The organism is Asticcacaulis sp. DW145 (assembly GCF_037101385.1).
GTDB classification, from domain to species: Bacteria; Pseudomonadota; Alphaproteobacteria; order Caulobacterales; family Caulobacteraceae; genus Asticcacaulis; species Asticcacaulis currens.
This window is the reverse complement of sequence record NZ_AP029026.1, coordinates 39,279-60,463: the sequence shown is the minus strand read 5'-3', so window position 1 is coordinate 60,463 and position 21,185 is coordinate 39,279. Positions and strand designations below refer to the sequence as shown.

Genomic DNA, 21,185 nt, shown 5'->3' with positions numbered 1-21,185 from the left:
ATTAATTCGTCTTTTCAGTGGCTGTCAGGCGGAAGCGATAGCTGATCGGCTGCAAGGGGATGCGGTATTTGACCAGCGGGCGTCCAATACTGTTCCAGCCAGTATCGCCGCCTACGCCGGCCTGAGCGATATCGACCAACAGCGACCCGTCACCACGCGGCGCAATATCTGAGGACTTCCATGTGCCTTGCGGGCGCATATAGAGGTCCTCATAGGGAAATGGCAGGGCATTGACCGACAGAGGCTGCGCCCCGCTGACGCGGACACCAAAGCCTGCGGCATCAGCCAGGCTCAGCCAGCGCACATCCGTCTTGTTGCCCGACTCTTGGGGGCGAGCATAATCGTGATACTGCGCCCGCACGGACCCGCTATAAAGCCCCAGCGCCGCGCCCGTCTTGCGATCGGCATAGGTTTCCCACGGTCCGCGCCCGTACCAGTTCAACCCGTCCAGCGCTGCATCGAAATCGAAGCGCAGACCGACGCGCAGCGGATCGGGCAGATCGTCTTTTAAAGGCACAAAGTCAGCGGTGACATCGACCTGACCGTCGGCGGCCATCTGATAGGTGATGTCAAAGCGCCCGCCGCCTTCGCCCAGCGCATAGCGCACCTTGATGCGGTCAGCGGCGCTGTCGATATCCAGTAGACGCCTTGTGGTGGAATAGTGTTTCCAGTCGGCGTGGCTTTTGGCGAGGCCGATGCCCACATCATTATCGGTCAGGCCGCGCCAGAAGTTGGGCGTCCCGCCGCTGAGAAGGCGGCGGCCGCCCTGCTCATAATGCATCTGGCCGGTGCGCAAATCGACCGTCAACTGCCGGGCAGCGGCTCTGAGCGACAAAACCTCATTTGTGCGCAACAATTGCACGCCGCCTGCCGTCAGCGAAGGCAATGGCCTGGCCGGGCGTAGGATGAACTGACCAAACGCCAGTTCAGTGCCACCCGGCACGCCCTTGATTGCGCCCTCATGCGCCACCGCGCGCAGGGTCAGGATCGCTTCTCCGTCAGCCGGCAAATCGGGCAGGTTCAGCGCCAGAGGCTTCGTCTCGCCCGCCTTAACCACAGGCTTTTCCAGCGGCCCATCGGCCAGACGGTGGCCGTCTATCGTCACCTCCCAGCGCAGCGCATAACCGGACAGGTCGCTGAAGTCCTGGCGGTTGTGCACAGACACGTTACCCGCTGGGTCCTGACTGAACGTCAGCGGCGCCTGTACGTGTCGCAACTCATAGTATTCAGGATCCGGCGTGCGGTCGGCCTGCACGATACCGTCACCCACGACGCTGTTGTCACCGCGTTTGGGGTTGAGGTCGAAACCAGACGCCCAGTAGGTGCGCCCCGCGGAATCTTTGGCGTAGACATACTGATCGACCCAGTCCCAGACGAAGCCTCCCTGAAGCTTTTTGTGCGCGCCGATCGTCTCCCAGTAGTCAGCGAAATTACCCAGGCTGTTGCCCATGGCGTGGGCGTACTCCGTCTGGATCATCGGCTGGGTGAATTGCTGGTTCTCGGCATAGTCGCGCATCCGATCGATATCATCGTACATGGGCGCGTAGATATCGACATAGGCGTTCGGCCTGTGGTCTTCGGTCAGGGCGCTGTAGCCCAGGAAGGAAATGAGGCGCGTCGGATCATTCTGGCGCACCCATTTTGCCGCGGCCTCGAAATTGGGCCCAACCCCCGTCTCATTGCCCAGTGACCAGAAGATGATTGAGGGGTGGTTCTTGTCGCGCTCGACCATGCGGCTGACCCGGTCGAGATGCGCGGCGGCCCAGTGCGGCTTATAGCCCAGTTGCACGCTGACATCACCCGTGTCGCGACCGAGCGTCATATATTCATGGCTCTCGATATTGGCCTCATCCATGATGTAGAGACCGTATTCGTCGGCGAGGTCGTAGAGATACGGGTCGTTGGGGTAGTGCGAGGTGCGCAGCGCATTGACATTGGCCTGCTTCATCAGCTCGACATCCTTGCGCATCAGCTCCGGCGACATGACGCGGTAGGTCTTCGGATCGTGCTCGTGACGGTTGACGCCCTTGATCAGGATGCGCTTGCCATTGACCTGCACCTCACCATTACGGATTTCCACCGTGCGGAAGCCGATCTTCCTGGCGGTGGCCGAGATCAGGTTCCCCTTGGCGTCCGTGACCTCGATCACCAGCCGGTAGAGGTTGGGCGTCTCCGCCGTCCACGCCTTGACGCCTTTGAGCGTGCCGCTCAGTTGCGCGGGCTTGCCGACATTTGCTTTTGCTGACGTTTTAAGCACCTGCGTCTCGCCGTCATAGACGGTGGCGGTCACCGTGGCCGCACCCTTCTGACCGGCCAGTTCGGCCTCCAGCGCAAAGACGCCGTCCGTATAGGTCTTGTCCAGCGAGGCGCGCACGGTGAAATCGCGCAGGCGCGTCTTTGGCTCCGCATAAAGATAGACCGAGCGCTCTATGCCCGACAGCCGCCAGAAGTCCTGATCCTCCAGATAGGAGCCATCGGCATAGCGGTAGATTTCCAGCGCGATCTCGTTATGACCGGGCTTGAGGAACTTTGTGACATTAAATTCGGACGGCAGCTTGGAGTCTTCTGAATATCCGACCTTCTCGCCATTGACCCAGATGTAATAGGCCGCGCCCGCCGCCCCGATATGCAGGAAGGCGTCCTGACCGGCCCAGTCGGCCGAGACGTCGAAGCTTCGTTTGTACGAGCCCACCTCGATCATATCGTGCGGGATGAAGGGCTCATTGGCCGGGAAGGGGTATTTGATATTCCAGAACTCCGGCAGGCCGAACTTGCCGTCACCCTGCGCCTGAATCATGCCGGGGACCTGAATTTTATCCCAGCCGTTGAGGTTCGCGCCGGTTTTATAGAAGTCCCTGGGGCGGTTATCGACGCCCTTGGAGAATTTGAAATCCCAGGTGCCGTCCAGTGACAGGAAGCGCTTTGACGCCGATGTGTCGCCCTTCAGGGCCAGATCGCGGCTCTCGAAGTTGAAGAAGGTCGCCTTCATCGGTTCGCGGTTCACCGCCACCACCTCAGGCTGCTCCCATTCGGCTGTCCCCTGCGCTGGCGGCGCTTGTGCAAACGATAGCACGGGCGCAAGCATCGCCAGCCCGGTGAGAACCGAGGCCAGCGCGTATGGGCGATAAGACATGGTGTTTCCTGTGGTTGAGACGCCGTAAGACGCCTGAAAGCCAATTACTGAATGCAGGTTCTAGGCGGACCCGCAATGAACTCGATCTCAGCCACCTGCGTCTTCGCCTTTCCGGCCATGTGCAGCCGGTAGCGGGCATAGGCCACGGTTTTGAGGTTAAACACACGCGTCATGTGGGGGCGACCAAAGACTTCCCCCTTGCGACGGTCCAGTTCGCGCCAGCGTTTGCCATCCCAGCCCTCCAGTCTCCACGCCGAAGGCGTCGGCCCCTCTGCGCCAACGCTGACGCTATAGGCCTTCAGGCAGACCGGTTCGGATCGCTCAAACGTCGCGCTGTCTCCCGGCACCGCAGCCCAGGTCGTCGAGGTCTTGCCATCCACAAGCGCTGGCACCGAAGCCTTGAGCACCGCGACCGCCCCGTCATAGACCCACTGGCCGGGCGTGTCGCTCATGGTGAAGGCAAGGCGCCCACCCGCTCGAATTTGGCTCTGGGTCACATAGGGAACATCCAGGGGTCGCCCATTCAGCGTGACTGCCGCGATAAACGGATGCTCTGGCGAAGCATTGGCGGCGGTGATCTCGAAGGTCTTGCCATTCTCAAGATGCAGGACGCTGCGCGCATGACGCGGCCCGTGCAGATAGTAGCGGTCGGTCGTCAGTTTCGGAAACAGACCCAGACGGTTAAAGACGTAGTTGGAACTCATGGCGCCAGCATCTTCATCACCGGGATAGGCCGTATCCGTGAAGTATTTGAACGTATCGCGCGCCCAGTAGGACGACTGATCCGCGCGCCCGATGGCGTGGAACAGCCACGGCGTCGAAAAGGACGGTTCATTGGTGATGTCGATCAGATGCGCGCTCAGAGCATATTCGAGGCGTTCATTAAAGCGCACACGCCCGCCCATAGCCTCGATCAGGCCGTCGAGATCATGGAGTACGCCGTAAGAATAGATCCACGCCGTGCCTTCGTAATAGCCGACATTGTTGTGGACCTTGCCGTCCCAGCCCAGCTTCGGGTCAATGTCCTGAAACCTGCCGTCCGGATAGCGCGGCATCAGGAAGCCACTGAAACCGTCGCTTTGCGTGGCCGGGTTCCAGATTTTTTTCCAGTTGGCCGAGCGCTTGAGGAGGGTCTGTGCTTCCTCCGTGTGGCCGGTCTTTTGCGCCATCTGCGCCGCATAGTAGTCGTTCAGCGCGAAGCCCAGGGTCGATGAACCGGATTTGGCGCGCTGATTGTTCGGTTCGGGGCTGAGATCGCCCACACCAAAATAACCGTCGGTAAGATAGCGCGGGCGGCGACGCTCAAAAGCGTTGAAATGGGTGACGCGCCAGGCCTGCGACCAGTCTACGCCGTCTGCGCCGCGGATCAGCGCCTCACCCAGCACATTATCCACTTCATCACCGCCCTGGCCCACATGGTAATTCTGGCCGCCGATAATGGCCGTATCCGCCGCCCCGAACTTGTCAAACGTATGGATCAGGCTGTTGAGGTTGGCGGTGTACGCCTTTGGCGAAATCAGAGACATCAGCGGGAACAGGGTGCGATAGGTGTCCCACAGCGTATAGTGATCGTCCCAGTTGGGCCGATTGAGCTCGGCCTTGGGCTGATCCAGAGATCGGTCGCGCGGCTGAATGGAGGCGTGATAAAGCGCGGTGTAAAAGCGTCGTGTCTGCGCCTCGGACAGGCCTGAGACTTCGATCTTGGACAGTTGCGCATTCCACGCGGCTTGCGTTTGCTGGCGCACAGCGTCGAAGTCCCATCCGGGGATCTCCCGATCAAGAAGTGCCTCAGCGGTGTCGGCGCTCGTAAAGGAGACGGCGAGCTTAACCAGCACAGGTTTTGACGGGTCGCCGTTGAAAGTCAGCCACGCACCCAGGCGTTCATCCCGGCCCGTCTGGCCTTCGTTCGCGCCCGGTTTCGCCGTCGCATTATCGAATATGCCCCAGCGCGTAGGCGTCTGACTGACTTTTGCGACGAACCAGATGTCGATCAGGGCGGGATTCCAGTACCCCCTGGCCTTCACATGACCGACGATCTTGCCGGTTTTTGAATCATAGGTCACCTCTGCGGCTTCGGAGGCGACCAGCCCGCCGACCTTGCGCGTCACATCGATGACAAGCTGCGCCTCTTCAGTTTGCGGATAGGTCACACGATAAAGGGCCGAATAGTGGGCGGGGGTGATTTCTACGCGCGTTTTGTATCGCGCCAGATCAACCGCGTAATAATCCGCCGCCATCTCAACATTGGCCTTATCCGACAGATGGTCAGGCTCATTGAACAGAGGCGCCCCCACCTGCGGTGACAGCAAAAACGTCCCGTAGGTCGTCACGCCGCCTGAGCCTTGGGTGTGTAACTGTCCAAAGCCGGTGATCTTTTCAGCCGGATTATAGCCGGAATTGTTGGGATTGAGCGTTTCCGGCGAGGGATGGATCGAGCCATTCGGGCGGGCCGGGCCCGGAATCGTGTCGCCCTCATTATCATTGCCAAGGCCAATGTGCAGATCGGGCAAGGTGAAACGCGCAGGCTCGGCGATCGCCCCCGTCGGGCCGCAGATATAGGCACATATCAGCAAACTCGCGCCTATGGATCGCCTCATTCCCGCCTCACCCATTGTCATTTCTTGTTTTACCTGACGAAAAAGACGGGCCAGCAAGATCTGCCGGCCCGCACAGTCAGGATGAGTGCGACGAGACCGAAGGGAGGAGCCCCGCCGTTACGCCTACTCAGTTATCGGGCTGCGAAATGCCACTAAAGCAACCCAATTCTGTTATGTCCGCACCGGCGGACGAACCTCTGCCAAAACGCGCCTCAGACGGGCGACGCACGATCGCACACCCCTGCGCCTTACCCACCTATTGGCCTGACCTTTCCGCAAGCCGTAGCGAAGCGTTGACCAATTTGGCTTTCAATTGATAGATAGGTAAACCAATTTTGGCGGATTGGCAACAGGTCTGGAGAGCACCCCTCACAGCATTAAATATCTGTTTCGTGAGAGTTTTATTTATGAGGACCGGTCACCATTATTTTTCAGGGCTTAAATCCTGCACACCTGCGCACGCAGCGATGCCCTCGCCATTTGGTAAGACCTAAATCCTTTGCACGGAAATCCCTGCCATTTTAGCCAGCGCCGTTTGACAGGACACACCGAGCGGCTTTTTAACACCCATCTAGCTTGTCATGTGTCTATATGTATAATATCATCCCGATATGAGAGTTTCTTTCCGTCCCTAAGACGTTCTGCAGACGTCTTTTGGGTCAGAACCGTGTTCCGGTCGCCCACTCCCTGATGCGGAGCACATACTTTTCCAGCCTCGCCTGAAAAGGCGAGGCTCTTTTTTTGATCTGTGAAACGGTTTATACCGGACGGGGACGAATGAGGCTTGAGACCGCGCCATCGTCTCTATATTTAAAATGCAATCCTATAAAAATAAAACCGGGAAATGCCCTCAGGAGTTCCTATGCCCCGCCTGCGTCCCTCCGCCCTCGCCTGCCTGCTGCTTATCTCTTCGGCTCTGACCGCCGCCCTGCCCTTTTCTCAGGTCCAGGCTCAGGCCCCGGCGGCCACAGGCGGACTGCGGCCCAATCTCGATGGTCAGATTTCGGCACCACTGCGCTACCGGCCGGACAAGGGCGATTTCGTCATCCGTAATGGCACCGAATATTTCAATCGTGCGCTCTATGGCGGGCATACGGCCTTTCGTGTCGATGCGGGCGACAAGCCGGAATTTTCGCTCTACCTGCCCGGACGCGGCGGCAATCTGCGGCTGGGGCTGCGGACCGCCGCAGGCATCAAGTGGATTAATGACGCGCAAAGCACCGAGAGCCGCTATCGCCCCGGTGAGATGCTCTACACAATCCGCGATCCGCTGATCGGTGCGACAGGCCGCCTTGTCATCGAAGTCATTGCCGACCACGCCAGCGAAGGCCTGTTGCTGCGCGCCAGCGGAACCGCCCTGCCCAGGGGCACGGAGCTGGTCTTTGGCTATGGGGCCGGTAACGGGCAGCGCGGCAATCGCGACGGCGATATCGGCACCGAAAAAGTGCCGATCAGCCAGTATTTCCAGTTCAAGCCCGACTATGCCGACGGCACGCGCTATGACACCGACACTCAGGTCTTTCATGCCGACAGCCGCACGGCGGGCCTGACCGGCACGGTATCCGTCCCCGCCGCACTGAAGCTGTCCGATGCCACAAAATGGGGCGATGCGGCACAGCTTCTGGCCTCTGACGACAGCGCGCCTATACAGGTGGTCACCGGCCATGTAGCGCTGGGGACCAGTCCGATCTATCTGGCGATACAGGTGACGCGGCGCGGCGCGGCCGAGGAACTTGGCACCTATCGCGATGTGACGGCGGGCAATTCAGGCGCACGGTCCGAAACCCTTTCGACCTCCCCCGCCTATGCGGCCTCCGAACTGGCGGCGCGTTTTGAAGACGCCCGCCGCCATTTTGCTCAGATACGCAATCGCGTGCGTACCGAAACCCCCGACCCCTATCTCGATGCGGCTATGGGGGCGCTGAACATTGCGTCTGACGGTCAGTGGGATGAGCGCGACGGCGGCGGCATCATGCACGGGGCTATTGCGTGGCGGGCGCGGCTTCTGGGCTGGCGCGGGCCCTATGCGCTGGATGCGCTGGGCTGGCACGACCGCGCACGGCAAAATTTCAGCGTGTGGACGCGCAAACAGAACACCAGACCCATTCCCGATTTCGTCGCCCCGCCCGAAGAGAAGACCAATCTGGCGCGCAATCCGGACGGGCTGCACACCAATGGTGACCTGTCCAACACCCACTACGACATGAATATCGGCTTCTTTGACGCGATGTTCCGTCATCTGTTGTGGACGGGTGATCTCGAATACGCCAGACGCGTGTGGCCGGTGATCGAGCGGCATATGGCGTGGGAAAAGCGTCTGTTCCGCCGCGAATACGGCCCGGACAAGCTGCCCCTCTATGAGGCCTATGCCGCCATCTGGGCCTCGGACGATATGCAGTATTCCGGCGGCGGCGTGGCCTATACGACGGCCTATAATCTCTATCACAACCGCATGATGGCGCGCCTCGCCGCCCTGATCGGCAAGGACCCGACGCCGTATCAGACCGAGGCCGCTCTGATCGAGCGGGGGATGCAGACCTGGCTATGGATGGAAGATCGCGGGGCCTATGGGGAATTCCGCGACTATCTGGGCAAGCAAATGCTGCACCCCAGCTACGGCCTGTGGAGCTTCTATCACAGCATAGACTCCGGCGCACCCGATGCGCTTCAGGCGGCGCGCATGGCGGCCGATCTGGAACGCCGTCTGCGGCCGCTGCCCGTGACTGGCGAAGGCGTGCCGAATGACCGACCCTACCGTATGCTGCCCTCGTCGGACTGGATGCCCTATAGCTGGTCGATCAATAATGTGGTGATGGGCGAAAACCTGCACACGGCGCTGGCCCTGTGGCAGGCCGGGCGGCCGGACAGCGCCTATGACATTACGCGCGGCAGCCTGCTGGCCAGCTTTTTTATGGGCATAGCGCCCGGCAATGTCGGCAGCCTCAACTATCTCGACGTCTATCGCCGGGAGTCGCAACGCGACTTTGCCGACGGCACGGGCGTCATGGCGCGTACCGTGGTGGAGGGCCTGTTCGGCGTGCGCCCGGATGCGCTCAGTCGCACCCTGACGCTCAGCCCCGGTCTGCCGCCGGAATGGGACCGGGCGCGACTTGTCCATCCGAATCTGAGCTTTGCCTTTCGGCGCGCCGGTCAGACCGATATCTGGACCGTCACCCCTTCGGACCGGCGCTTTAGTAAAGCCTTGTTCGACCTGCCCGTGCGGCGTGACCGCGTGGCGCGCCTGACCGTCAATGGCCGGGCGGTGCGATGGGACGCCCCTGAAGGCATAGGCGCGCCCAGGCTGCGCCTTGAAACGCCGCTGACGGGCCGCACCGAGGTACGCATCGTCTGGGCCGGTCAGGCCATCGACCCGGCACGGGCCGACAAGGTGCCGGAAGCCGATCCGGCCTTTACGGCCATGTATCAGGGCCAGTTTACGTGGCTGGCCCCCAAGAGCGCGACCCCCGTTCTGCCCGCCTGCCCCGTGACCGCCCCAGCCTGGGCCACATCCCCCCAGACCCTGCGCACCGAAGCCATCGACCTCAGCGCCGCCTTTAATGACAAGGTGACCAACCTCTTCCAGCCGGGCAAGTATCGCTCGCCGCGCTCGCCCTTCGTGTCGCTGGCCATGCCGGCGCAGGGGATTGGCGCGTGGGCCGGGCACGTCAACGCCACGGCGACGATTGACGACGCGGCCTTGCGTCAGGCGGGGGGCGAGATCACGACCACCAAGGGCTTGCGCTTCCGCACGCCCGCCGAGGGCAACAATATCGCCTTCGCCTCCCTGTGGGACAATTATCCGGACGAGGTGAGCGTGCCTTTAAGCGGACAAGCGAAACGTGCCTTCCTGCTGATGGCGGGATCGACCAACCACATGCAAAGCCGCCTGACCAATGGCGAGGTGATCGTCACCTATACAGACGGCACCAAGACCGTGCTCATCCTGCGTAATCCGGAAAACTGGTGGCCGATTGAGCGCGACTACTTCATCGACGACTATCAGTTCCGCCTGTGCGGCGAAGTGCCGGTGCGCGTGGACCTTAAGACGGGCAAGGTGCGCACACCGGGACCCGACTGGAAGGGGCGTGCCGACCGCGAGAGCATAGAGGGTGGCGCGGCCAGCGTTTTGAGCCTCGACCTTGATGCGAACAAGACGCTGCAAAGCCTCACCGTCCGCGCCGTCGCCAATGAGGTGGTTATGGGTCTGATGGGCGTCAGTCTGGAGCGCTGACCGCTTTGCTCCCGGATGGGCGTCAGCCCGGATACGCCGATGCCTCTTCGGGACGACGCGCCTTTGGCCGAAAAAACGATTCATTTTGTCAGACCAATGTTGAAGGCTGATCTGTAGGTTATCTGGCACGAAGTCTACCTACTTCCGAGGCAACGTCGCGGGAGACGCAATATTTGTCACACAAATATGCACATTTATAAGATTATAAGTGCCTCCTACAGCGCTAAATCAAATCCCGCCACTTTCTATCTGCTTGTTTTTATTGAAAAGCAGGGTACGTACGGGCTTACCCTGACCAAAAAGAGACGGTTATACAAATATTGGACTGACCTAATTGACAAAATAAATCTGACCCCTGTAAGAATGTGAGCGTTACCATAAAACAAGACGGAAGGGCCCGCGCCCGCCGAACCGTCACCACTTTCCAACGGGAGGAGCCCCATGATACGTCAAAATACGCGCGTTCAGCGCGCGACCCGTCTTGCCCTTATGTCTGCGACCATTCTGGCCGGTTTCAGCTTCGGCGCGGCGCAGGCCCAAAGCGCAGACACCCCTACCGCCAGTGCGGACGTCACCGAAGTTGTGGTCACCGGCTATCGCAAGAGCCTTCAGGACGCCACGCGCGCCAAACGCAATTCGGTCAATTTTTCGGATTCCATCTTTGCGCAGGACATCGGTAAATTCCCCGATCTGAACCTCGCTGAATCCCTGCAGCGCGTACCGGGCGTCCAGATTTCACGCAACGGCTATACGGGCGAAGGCACGCAGGTGAATGTGCGCGGCCTGGGCGCCAGCTTCACCAAGATCGTACTGAACAATGCCGGCGTGGCGGTGGCCTCTGACGGCGGTATCGACGGCGGGGCCTCCAACCGCGAAGTGGACCTTGACCTCTTCCCGTCGGAACTGTTCACCCGGCTGACCGTCTCGAAAACCCCGACGGCCAGCCAGCTTGAAGGCGGCATGTCGCTGGTCAATCTGCAAAATGCCCGCCCCTTTGACAACAAGGGTCAGCATCTGACGGTATCGGCTTCGGCCTCCTACGGCGAAGCCTCCGGCGACGTCTCGCCGCGTGGAGCCGTCACCTTCTCGAAAACCTGGGACAGGTGGGGCGTGCTGGTCGGTCTGGCCGGTTCGCGTCAGCGCACCCGGTCGGACGGCTTTGACTCGGTGGGCTGGACCAATGCCAACCTGGCGTGCCCCACGACCGACACGGCGTGCAGCAACGCGCAGGGCAACAATTTCAGCTTCGCCACCGTGGTGCCGGCCAATGCCGGCAATGGTCTGACCACTGGCGCTACCCTCGACCTGAACGCGCTTCTGGCCCTCAATCCCGGCCTGACGGCCAATCAGTTGACCAATGCCATGATCCCGCGCCTGGGTCGTCTCAACTATGTGGATGGTCACCGTGACCGCCTGACCCTGATCACGGCTGTTGAATATCGCCCCTCGGACACCCTGCGCTTTGCGCTCGACATCATGGCCGCGTCGGCCAAGGGGGAATACGACCGGTCGAGCTTCAACTGGTTCGTGCGCAACTCCTCGACGGCCGCCACCGGCGGTATGGTGCCGATCAATCTGAAGGTCGATGCCAACAATGTGGTCACCTCAGGCACCTTCGCCAATTCGGCCATGTTTGTCGAAGCGCGCAAGTTCGATGAGCGCCTCGACTTCGTCAACGTCAACCCCAGCGTGAGTTGGCAGATTTCGCCGAAACTGCGCCTTGATGCCGCGGCCAACTACACCCATTCGGTCTTCTTCCGTGAAGCCCCGAGCTTCCTGTTCAACACGCCGTTTAACTCCGGGCTGACGATCCAGTACACCAACGACGGCATTATCCCGACCATCAAGCCGAGCCGCAATATCGCCGATCCCAACCTCGGCTGGACCTGGAACCGTGTGAATATCCAGAACGTCAAGCGTTCGACCTATACGGCCGGTGCCCACGCGGATCTGACCTACGACTTCGAGAGCGGTGCATCGCTGAAGGTCGGGGCGGCCTACGACGAGGCCGATCGCAAGATCACGGCCTTCGACAACTCGGCCAACTACCAGACCGCCGCCTTCGCTGCCGTGCCGCAAAGCGCCATCGCCAGCTATCTGGGCGTTGGGCCGGCTTCGGACTTCACGCACATACTCGACGGCACGCCGGGCTTTACACAGTACATCCTGCCCGACCTCAACAAGCTGAAGGCCGCCACCAACTATGCTGCCTTCAACAGCGCCGCGCCTTTCACCAACAACTCGGCGCTGGGCACCCCTTCGGGCGTGATCAACGAAAAGAACAAGGGCGCCTATATCGAATACAACACCCAGGTGCCGCTTGCCGGTCTGGTGTTCAAGGTCAATGCGGGTGTACGCCGCGCGGTGACGGATCAGACCGTGACCGGCCCGGTCACCGTCAACGGTGTGCGTCAGTTCGTAACGGCCAGCACCACCTACAGCGCCAACCTGCCGTCGCTCAACGTCTCGACCATGGTGACGGACAAGCTGCTGCTGCGCGCCGCCGCCTCCAAGACCCTGACCCGCGCCAATCCGAACAATCTGCTGCCGGGCGTCAGCTTCTCTGATCCGTCAGCGCAAACGGCATCTGCGGGCAACCCGTCACTGCAACCCTACTATTCGGACAATCTCGACTTCGGGGCCGAATACTACACCGGAGGTCTCGGCTACGTCAGTCTGGCCCTCTTCAAGAAGACCGTCACCGGCTACACGGTCGTGCAGCAATCAACGCGCAAGTTCACCGACCTCGGTATCGACTTTGCGTCTCTGACGGCCCAGCAGCAGCAAGCGATCAATGACCGTGGCGGCCCCGCCACCGCCGATGTTTTCGTCAACCAGCCGGTCAATGTGAACACCATCAATCTGACCGGCGTCGAACTGGGATGGGTGCAACCGCTCGACTTCATCGTTGACGGTCTGGGCTTCAGCGCCAACTACACACATCTGGACGACGAAAAGGACGGGGCAGCGGCGCAGCTTTCGCCACAGACGGTCAATGCCACTGCCTATTATGAGAACGACCTGTTCTCGGTCCGCGCCAGCTATGTGTGGTTCGACGAACGCATCGCCGCGGGTGCCCCGCAAAACGGGCTGCTTCTGCCTCTGATCGCGGCGGACCGGGCCCAGGTCGATCTGTCGGCCAGCTACAATACCGACTGGTTCGGTCAAAAGGGTCAGTTGACCTTCGAAGCCACCAACATCACCAATGAGCCGTTCCGCACCAACTTCGGTTATGCCAACGCGGCCTACAGCCACTTTAACCCCGGCGCCACCTATCACCTCGGCTGGCGCAGCAAGTTCTGATCTGTCTCCCCGAAACGTCCCTCTGGGCGGACAGGCTTTTCCCGGCCTGTCCGTCTTTTTTTCTTTAGGATACTTGCCCGGACCTTTTGGCCCTTCACAAACAAGCTGACGACTTTTATCGCGTCAGGGAAAAACTGCGCATGACCTCAGCCATTCCAACCACCCGAAGGGCCCTGCTGACAGCGGCCGCCGCGACGAGCCTTTTGCCAAAGACGGCGGTCGCCAAAGCCCGAAACGGACGCGAACGCCTGTCGCTTAATGAGGGCTGGCGCTTCCATGCGGGCGATCCCGAAGGCCTAAACGGCGCCCTGGACTACGACGTCCGTCCCGAGATCAAAAAGAGCGAGGATGGCAAGGAGGCGGACGCCCGCCCCGTCGATGCCACTCTGGTCAGCGCCACGCGGCCCGTGCTGAAACCGTGGATATTGCGCACGGCCAATCCCTTTATCTCTGATCCCAACAAACGCCACGTCCGCCCCGAAGGTCATCCGGGGGCGCAGGTCAGTTGGGTGCAATCCGCCTTTGATGACTCCCACTGGAAAGCGGTTACCCTGCCGCATGACTGGGCCATCGCGGGCCCGTTTCTGGAGACCGGCCCCTATGGCGGCATGGGGCGGCTGAAGACCTGGGGACCGGCGTGGTATCGGCGCGAGGTGCACGTCCCGGCCTCCGACAAGGGCCGTTGCCTGTTCCTCGATATCGACGGGGCCATGTCCTATGCCACCGTCTGGTGCAATGAAAGCCTCGTCGGGGGCTGGCCCTACGGCTACAATTCCTTCCGTCTCGACCTGACGCCGCACCTGACCTACGGCGGTGCCAACCACATCGTCATCCGCCTCGACAACCCGCCGGAGTCGGCACGTTGGTATCCGGGAGCGGGGCTTTATCGCAATGTCTGGCTGGTCAAGACCGACAGGGTGCATGTGGCCCACTGGGGCACGCAGATCACCACACCGCGCGTCTCTCAGAACGAGGCCACGGTCGATATCGTCACCCGCGTTGATAATGATGGCACTGAAGCGGCCGATATCACGCTCGTCACGCGCCTATACGCGCTGGACGCAAAGGGGAAGCCCAGCGGCCGCGCCATCAGCGAAACCCCGCGCCAGTCCGTGCACGTGGCCGCCGCATCGAGCACCGTCGTCAAAGCCTCAGTTACCGTTTTACAACCCCGCCTGTGGGGGCCACCGCCGACGCAGGTGCCCAACCGCTATGTCGCGGTGACGAGCCTTATGCAGGGCACGCGTGAAATCGACCGCTATGAGACCCCCTTCGGCATCCGCAGCCTGCGCTTCGACGCGGACAAAGGCCTTTTTATCAATGACCGGTTTGTGCCGCTTCAGGGGGTCAATAACCACCATGACCTCGGCGCGCTTGGGGCGGCCTTCAATGTGCGGGCGGCTGAGCGGCAACTGGAGATGCTCATGGAGATGGGGTGCAATGCCCTGCGCATGAGCCACAACCCGCCCGCCCCGGAACTGCTGGACCTGTGTGACCGGATGGGGATTGTGGTGCTGGATGAGGTGTTTGACTGTTGGGAAAAGCGCAAGACGCCCCTCGACTTCCACCTGATCTTCCCCGACTGGCACGAGGCTGATCTGCGCGCCATGCTTAGGCGCGACCGCAATCACCCCTCGATCGTCATCTGGAGCGTCGGCAATGAGGTGGGCGAGCAGTATTCCGGCGAAGCAGGGGCACAGATTGCCCGGCGGCTGGTGACTATCCTGCGCGAGGAGGACACGACGCGACCGGTCACCAATGCGATGAACTGGGCGCAGGCCGACATGCCCCTGCCGGCGGAGATGGACGTGATCAGTCTCAACTATCAGGGGGCGGGCATCCGCAGCCTGCCCAGTAAGTTCCCGGCTTTCCGCGCCCAATTCCCCAACAAGATCATCTTCCAGAGCGAAAGCTCTGCCGCCGTGTCCAGCCGCGGTGAGTATCAGTTTCCCGTGCCCGGTACCAATAGCGGGCCGGTGCGTCCCGGCGTCGGGGGCGACCCCAAAACCCGGCAGGTCAGTGCCTACGAACTGTTTGCCGCCGACTTCGGTTCCTCACCCGACCGTAACTGGGCTGCTCAGGATCAGAACCCCTATGTGGCCGGCGAATTTGTGTGGACCGGCTGGGATTATCTGGGCGAGCCCACCCCCTATTACGAGGCACGCAGTTCCTATTTCGGCATTATTGATCTGGCAGGCTTCAAGAAGGACCGCTTCTGGCTCTATCAGGCGCGGTGGCGTCCCGACCTGCCGGTGGCGCATCTGCTGCCGCATTGGAACTGGGCCAAAGATACGGGAAATGGCCGTGAGGGGGAGGTGACGCCAGTACACCTGTTCACCAACGGGGATGAGGCCGAGCTGTTCGTCAATGGCAAGTCGCAGGGGCGGATCAAGAAGCGCCCGTTCGAATACCGACTGCGCTGGGACTACGTCATCTACGAACCGGGCGAAATTCGCGCCGTCGTCTATAAGGACGGCAAGCCGTGGGCCGAGGCGCGTCGCCAGACCACGGGGGCCGCCCGCGCCCTGACGCTGGAAGCCGACCGCAGCGTGATTGATGCCGATGGCAAGGACCTGAGCTTCGTCACCCTGCGCATTGTCGATGACAAGGGCGAGACCGTACCCTTCGCCAAGGAGACGGTGACCTTCACGCTGGAAGGTCCGGGCGAGATCGTTGCCACCGACAATGGCGATCCGACCGATTTTACGGCCTTCCCCTCGCCCACGCGCAAAGCCTTCAACGGACTGGCTCTGGCCATTGTGCGCGCGAAGCCGGGGCAGAAGGGCCTGCTGAGTTTACGGGCACAGTCGGAGGGTCTCAATAGCGCTCACCTCGCCATTGCAGCCCACTAGATCCTTATCCCATTGGCCTCGTAGCCCGAAAAAAACCCACTGTCCGAAGACAGTGGGTGAAAGTCTGAGAGAGAAATAAACCGAACCAGGCCTTAAAACATCAAGACCGGGAGCCGGGTAACTACGTGATCAGATACACGCTCACGTTCTCACATACGTCCCATCACCGGCCATGGACCGTTTGGGTCGTCAGAGTGGGGCAGGCCTCACACCCGGGCGGAGGCCAGATAGGGTCAGAAACAGCGCCTTGAAGCGTCGCTTGGGTGCTGTTTAATTATTTCAATTTGGTTTAATAATGGCAGTTTGGCTTCGTTTTTTCAATCTCCATCCTGGATTTAATAAATATCTGATTTTATTTCTTATTTTTTCGAAGCGCCTGCTTCTCTTTTTTTTGCGCATTTTAGGGTTCCGCCTGACATTCGGCATGGTGAGCGCGGGCAGAGAGGTCTAAGGTGCAGGCAAAAAGACGGAGGAGATTTCCATGCACAAGAACACCATCTGCCTGTGGTACGCGCGCGAGGCCGAAGAGGCCGCGCGCTTTTACGCCAGCGTCTTTCCTGACAGTGCGGTGACCGCCGTGCATAAGGCTCCGACCGACTTTCCGGGTGGCAAGGCGGGTCAGGTTCTCACCGTCGAATTCACTGTCTGCGGCATTCCCTGTCTGGGGCTTAATGGCGGCGATGCCTTCCAGCAAACCGAGGCCTTTTCGTTCCAGATCGCCACCGAAGATCAGGCCGAAACCGACCGCTATTGGGATGCGATTGTCGGCAATGGTGGCAAGGAAAGCGCGTGCGGCTGGTGCAAGGACCGCTGGGGCCTGTCGTGGCAGATCACGCCACGCGCCTTAACTGAGGCTATGACGCAGGGCGGCGAGGTCGCGCAACGCGCCTTTCAGGCCATGATGACCATGGGCAAGATCGACGTGGCGAAGATCGAAGCGGCGGTGAAGGGATAGGTAGCCACTTATTGCCACGAATGGCTAACTGTGGCTACAGGTCCTTTATAAGGACGGCCGCAGACCCTCCGCCCGCACGCGCCAGCCGGTTTTGGGGAAACCGGGCGCCGCTTCGCCCTGCCCGTCCCAGCCGCCGGCCATCAGGGCGACGGCCATCAGAAGACTGCCGTTGGACGGGAAATAGGTTTCGGCGGCGCGTTGATAGCCCGGCCCGTCCGGCCCGGCATCGGCCTGCGCCCCGGCACCCGTTGTGGTCGGCACAAAGGCCGCGGCATGGGCATCGAGATGTACGCGCGGCGTCATGCCGCTTTGGCCATAGTGGTTGTTTTTGGCGTCGAAAAACAGCCAGTCGATGGCCTCTTGCGGCGCGTTCAGCCGCGCCGCCGTCATTGCGATCATGGCGTAATCCCAGCCCCAGGTCTGGCGCAAATCCCAGTCGCGTTTCAGACGGTCCAGCGTGCGGCGCATAGTGGGCTTATCGATATCCCGGCCCGGCAACCAGCCCAGCGGCATCAGGAAGGAGGGGTGGTCGCGGTTCTGGCATACCTCATCTAAGGCATTTGATCTGCACGCGCCCGCCGCCTTGTCCCAGAAACCGGGCTCAGAACGCACAGGCAGATAGAGGCCGTCCTTTTGCGGCAGGTCCGGCCATTTGGTGAGAACCGCGTCCCAGTCGGCACGGCGGCCCCTACCCGCCCGCTCGCGCCACGCCTGTGCCGTCTCGATCCCCCAACGATAATAGGCCACCTCAAAGGCCGGATCATAGGTGGTCAGGGGGTCGAAATTCTCCTGCACCGGAATGATCGGCGGCCCCAGCCGGTACTTGCCCGTCTGTTCGTCGAGATAGGGGAAGGACGCGAGCAATTCGGCGCTCTGTTCGACCAGTTCGCCATAGGTTTTGAGGATGCGCCCGCTATCGCCTGCCCGATACAGAAGTTCACACATATAAATGGGGTGCGGCTGCTGCCACATGATGAAGGGCGAGACCTTGGACGGACTATCGACGCCATCCTGCCCGATCATCTTGGGCCACCACGCGCCTTTCAATCCCTGCTCGGCGGCGCGCGCCTTCGCCTTGGGCAGGAAGGTCACATACCAGCCGAGGCTCTTTTCCAGAAGGTGCGGCCGGCCCCACAGGGCAAAGTGCGCCGAATGCCAGGGGTGCATCTCAAGGTGCGACTTGCCATTCCAGCTATTCGAGAACAGCCCCTCCTCCTGCGGCGGGAAGGCCCCGGCCGCATTCACCGCCATCAGATATTGCGACAGGATGACCCGGCGCTCCAGCTCCGGCGCACGCGGATCGGTCGAGCCGCTGAAATCAACCATCCCGCCCTTCGACCAATAGTCGATCCAGTGGGTTTCAGTGGCCGCCTTGGCCATGCCGGGCTGTGGCAGGGCCGCAATGGGATCAGGCGAAAAGGACGCCATGACCGTCAGGGTCGGGGTTTTGGCGCTGACCCGATAGCTGTGCGGCGCGATCGCTTCGATACCGGCCCCCGGGGCGGCGATGGCCGCGTGATAGGTGGTCGCGTCGATCTGACGCTTCAGGCGCACTTCACCGGCCTTGCGCGATATCTCGGTCGTGATGTGCGCGTCCGGGTTCGTCCAGTCCGACGGGTCGGGGTTCAGCGTCTTCGACACACCCGCAAAACGCACAAAAACGCCCAGCCGCCCCTGCGTCACCAGCGCCGAGGTGACCTCAGCCATGATCGTGTCGCTGTCGGGCAGGACGCGGGTCACGACTGTCACGGCCTCTGCGTCATAGACAAAGCGGCTGGTCAGCGTGCCGGTCCACAGGTCGAGCGTCTGCTGCGTCTCTTTAATATCCGCAAAGCGCGCAGGTGTCCCATCCTTTGCCCGCAGGTCGAGAGACAGCCGCCCCAGTGAGAAGCGGTGCGGGTTTTCGCGGATCCATGCGACCGCGGGGTTCTTCGCGGCCTCGGCCCAGTCTTTAAGATAGCCATAGCGGCGCTTTTGCCCGCGCACGTCGATCTCGATCTGCGTATCGCGGACCGTATAGCCCTGCGGATTGGGGAAGCTGTGCCACGCCCATTGCGCCTCAATCAGCAGCGGCGCGATTTTCGAATAGGGCTCGGTAAAGGTCTGAAGGCCGGTAATGTCCGCCGTCAAGCCGATATTCCCATTGCCCACCATCAAAGGCGCATGCGGATCAGGCGTGGTCAGGATCGGGTTGTGCCGCCGCACCAGCGCCTGACGGTCAATGCGGGAGCCCTGCGCCTGAGCGGGCAGGGCCAGAGACGCCCCGGTGGCTGCGACGGTGACCAGAAGGTGACGGCGGGAAAGCGAAATCGGCATGGGCGGTCTTCCTGTAGGGGGGTCAGCGGGTTCTTGCGGCCGCGTTAGGGCGGCCCGCCACAACCGGACGGCGGCCTGCGCAGTCTCTTTATTTGTAATCTTGTATCACCGGAGAGCGGTTTTACCCCCGCTCAGGCCCTTTTAATTTCGGCTCAGGGTCCGAATTTACCCTTTTCATAATACCGCCATCCCGCCATGGCAACCGTATTTGGCCGGATGATTTCTTCACGAACGCGCAGGTTCAATCAAAAAATGGCCAAAAAGTCACAGTTTTTTTCATCCATTTACGCTGCAACGCCGCACTATTTCGCAAATGAAAAGAATTTCAAAAAATACGTCGAAAGTGAGCATTTTCGTTTACACCCCACCGGGCTTAGAGTATCTATTTTAAAAAATACATTCCGATAAAAGGGACGAAAATGCCATCAGCCAGATGGGTGGGCCTGATCTCCGCCGCGAGTCTTGCCCTGTCTTTTGCCGCCACGCCTCAATTTGCGGCCGCCGCCGTGATCGGCACCAATACACCGGCCCCGGAGGTGACGCCGAGCCGCCTCAGCGAGCTTCCGGCCAGTCAACGTGCGGCGTGGGCTGAGTATATTGCGCGCTCACAGAAGCAGATGGCCTTCGACAAGGCGACGCTGGCCGCCGAGCTTCAGCCTGGCGAAACCCCGCCCCCGCCGCCCGTCGCCGGCAGCGGCAAGATGGCGCTCAATAAGGACGCCGCCTGGTACGCCACACCCGAAGCGCGCGCCATGGCCGACACGATTGTAAGCTTCCAGACCCCGTCGGGCGGCTGGAGCAAGAATCAGGATCGCACCAAACCGCCACGCCTGCGGGGTCAGCGCTTTGGGAATAATGCGGAGACGATGGAGCTGAATACGGGCAGTTTCGATGCCCCGCACGACCGCTTCTGGACCTTTGTCGGCACGCTGGACAATGGCGCGACGTGGACGGAGATGCGCTTTTTGGGCCGCGTGCAGGCGCAAATACCCGGCAAGGATGGCGACGCCTACCGCGCCAGCATTCTCAAGGGCATCGCCTATCTGCTGATGGCGCAGTATCCCAATGGCGGCTGGCCGCAGAACTATCCGCTCGAAGGCGGTTTCCACGACGGGATTACCTTTAATGACGATGCGGTGGCGCAGGCCGCCCTGCTCCTGACCGATATCGCCGAAGGTAAGCCGGATTTTGCGTTCGTGCCCGCTGATCTGCGCCGCAAGGCCGGTGAGGCTGCCGCGCGCGCCTTGCGCCCCATTCTCGACGCTCAGATCATGGTGAACGGCCAAAAGACCGTCTGGCCGCAGCAGGTCGATGCTTTGACGCTCGCCCCCATTTCGGCGCGCAATTACGAGATGCGCTCTCTGGCCAGTTCTGAGAGCACGGATGTGCTGCTGTTTCTGATGCGTCAGCCGAAGCCCACGCCGGAGGTGCGCGCCGCCATCCATGCAGGCGTCAACTGGCTCAAAGCCCACGCCATTTACGACAAGGCCTTTACCGAGGTCAGCAAGGACGAGGGCCGCAAGCTGATCGACAAGCCGGGGGCGGGGCCGATCTGGTCGCGCAATTACGACATTCAGACGGGTAAGCCCATCTTCGGCGACTGGGACAAGTCGATACAGGACGATGTCAATAACATCTCCAAGGGCCGTCGCAATGGCTATTCCTGGTACGGCAACGGCCCCAAAAAGGCGCTCGATGCCTATGCCGACTGGGTAAAGACACACCCGAGATAAACGGTTTTCCGGCCGCAGCATGACACCGGTGGCCACGCCTCAACGCACCAATCACACCACCCGGA

8 protein-coding genes are annotated in these 21,185 nt (G+C 61.1%); 5 read left to right on the top strand and 3 right to left on the bottom strand.

All coding sequences use genetic code 11. From position 1 onward, the window contains the following. Position 1: 1 nt before the first annotated feature. The gene (locus tag AACH73_RS17430; RefSeq protein WP_338736513.1) at positions 2-3,133 is read right to left on the bottom strand and encodes a glycoside hydrolase family 2 TIM barrel-domain containing protein; all 3,132 of its coding nucleotides are present in this window, start codon (positions 3,131-3,133) and stop codon (positions 2-4) included. Between the two features lie 44 nt (positions 3,134-3,177). After that, positions 3,178-5,745 carry a GH92 family glycosyl hydrolase gene (locus AACH73_RS17425; protein ID WP_338736512.1) on the bottom strand — a complete coding sequence of 856 codons (2,568 nt, stop codon included), beginning with the start codon at positions 5,743-5,745 and terminating at the stop codon, positions 3,178-3,180. An 847-nt stretch (positions 5,746-6,592) separates the two neighbouring features. Between AACH73_RS17425 and AACH73_RS17420 the strand changes: the two genes are divergently transcribed. The 4 genes from AACH73_RS17420 to AACH73_RS17405 all read left to right on the top strand — a co-directional run bounded on the left by AACH73_RS17420 (position 6,593) and on the right by AACH73_RS17405 (position 17,071). Further along, a complete protein-coding gene (locus AACH73_RS17420) occupies positions 6,593-9,961 on the top strand; it encodes a DUF4450 domain-containing protein (RefSeq protein WP_338736511.1) in 3,369 nt (1,122 codons plus the stop codon). Positions 9,962-10,402: 441 nt separating this feature from the next. Next, the gene (locus tag AACH73_RS17415; RefSeq protein ID WP_338736510.1) at positions 10,403-13,264 is read left to right on the top strand and encodes a TonB-dependent receptor; all 2,862 of its coding nucleotides are present in this window, start codon (positions 10,403-10,405) and stop codon (positions 13,262-13,264) included. 140 nt (positions 13,265-13,404) lie between these two features. Beyond that, the gene (galB, locus tag AACH73_RS17410; protein WP_338736509.1) at positions 13,405-16,116 is read left to right on the top strand and encodes a beta-galactosidase GalB; all 2,712 of its coding nucleotides are present in this window, start codon (positions 13,405-13,407) and stop codon (positions 16,114-16,116) included. 481 nt (positions 16,117-16,597) lie between these two features. Beyond that, complete coding sequence (locus tag AACH73_RS17405; protein ID WP_272741187.1) at positions 16,598-17,071, top strand: VOC family protein; 474 nt, start codon at positions 16,598-16,600, stop codon at positions 17,069-17,071. A gap of 45 nt (positions 17,072-17,116) precedes the next feature. On the opposite strand, the gene AACH73_RS17400 is transcribed toward AACH73_RS17405, so the two are convergent. Then, positions 17,117-19,387, bottom strand: a complete 2,271-nt coding sequence (locus AACH73_RS17400) for a hypothetical protein (protein WP_338736508.1) — start codon at positions 19,385-19,387, stop codon at positions 17,117-17,119. A 419-nt stretch (positions 19,388-19,806) separates the two neighbouring features. Here AACH73_RS17400 and pelA point away from each other — a divergent pair, with 419 nt between their 5' ends. After that, a complete protein-coding gene (pelA, locus tag AACH73_RS17395; RefSeq protein WP_272741185.1) occupies positions 19,807-21,120 on the top strand; it encodes a pectate lyase in 1,314 nt (437 codons plus the stop codon). Positions 21,121-21,185 lie beyond the last annotated feature (65 nt).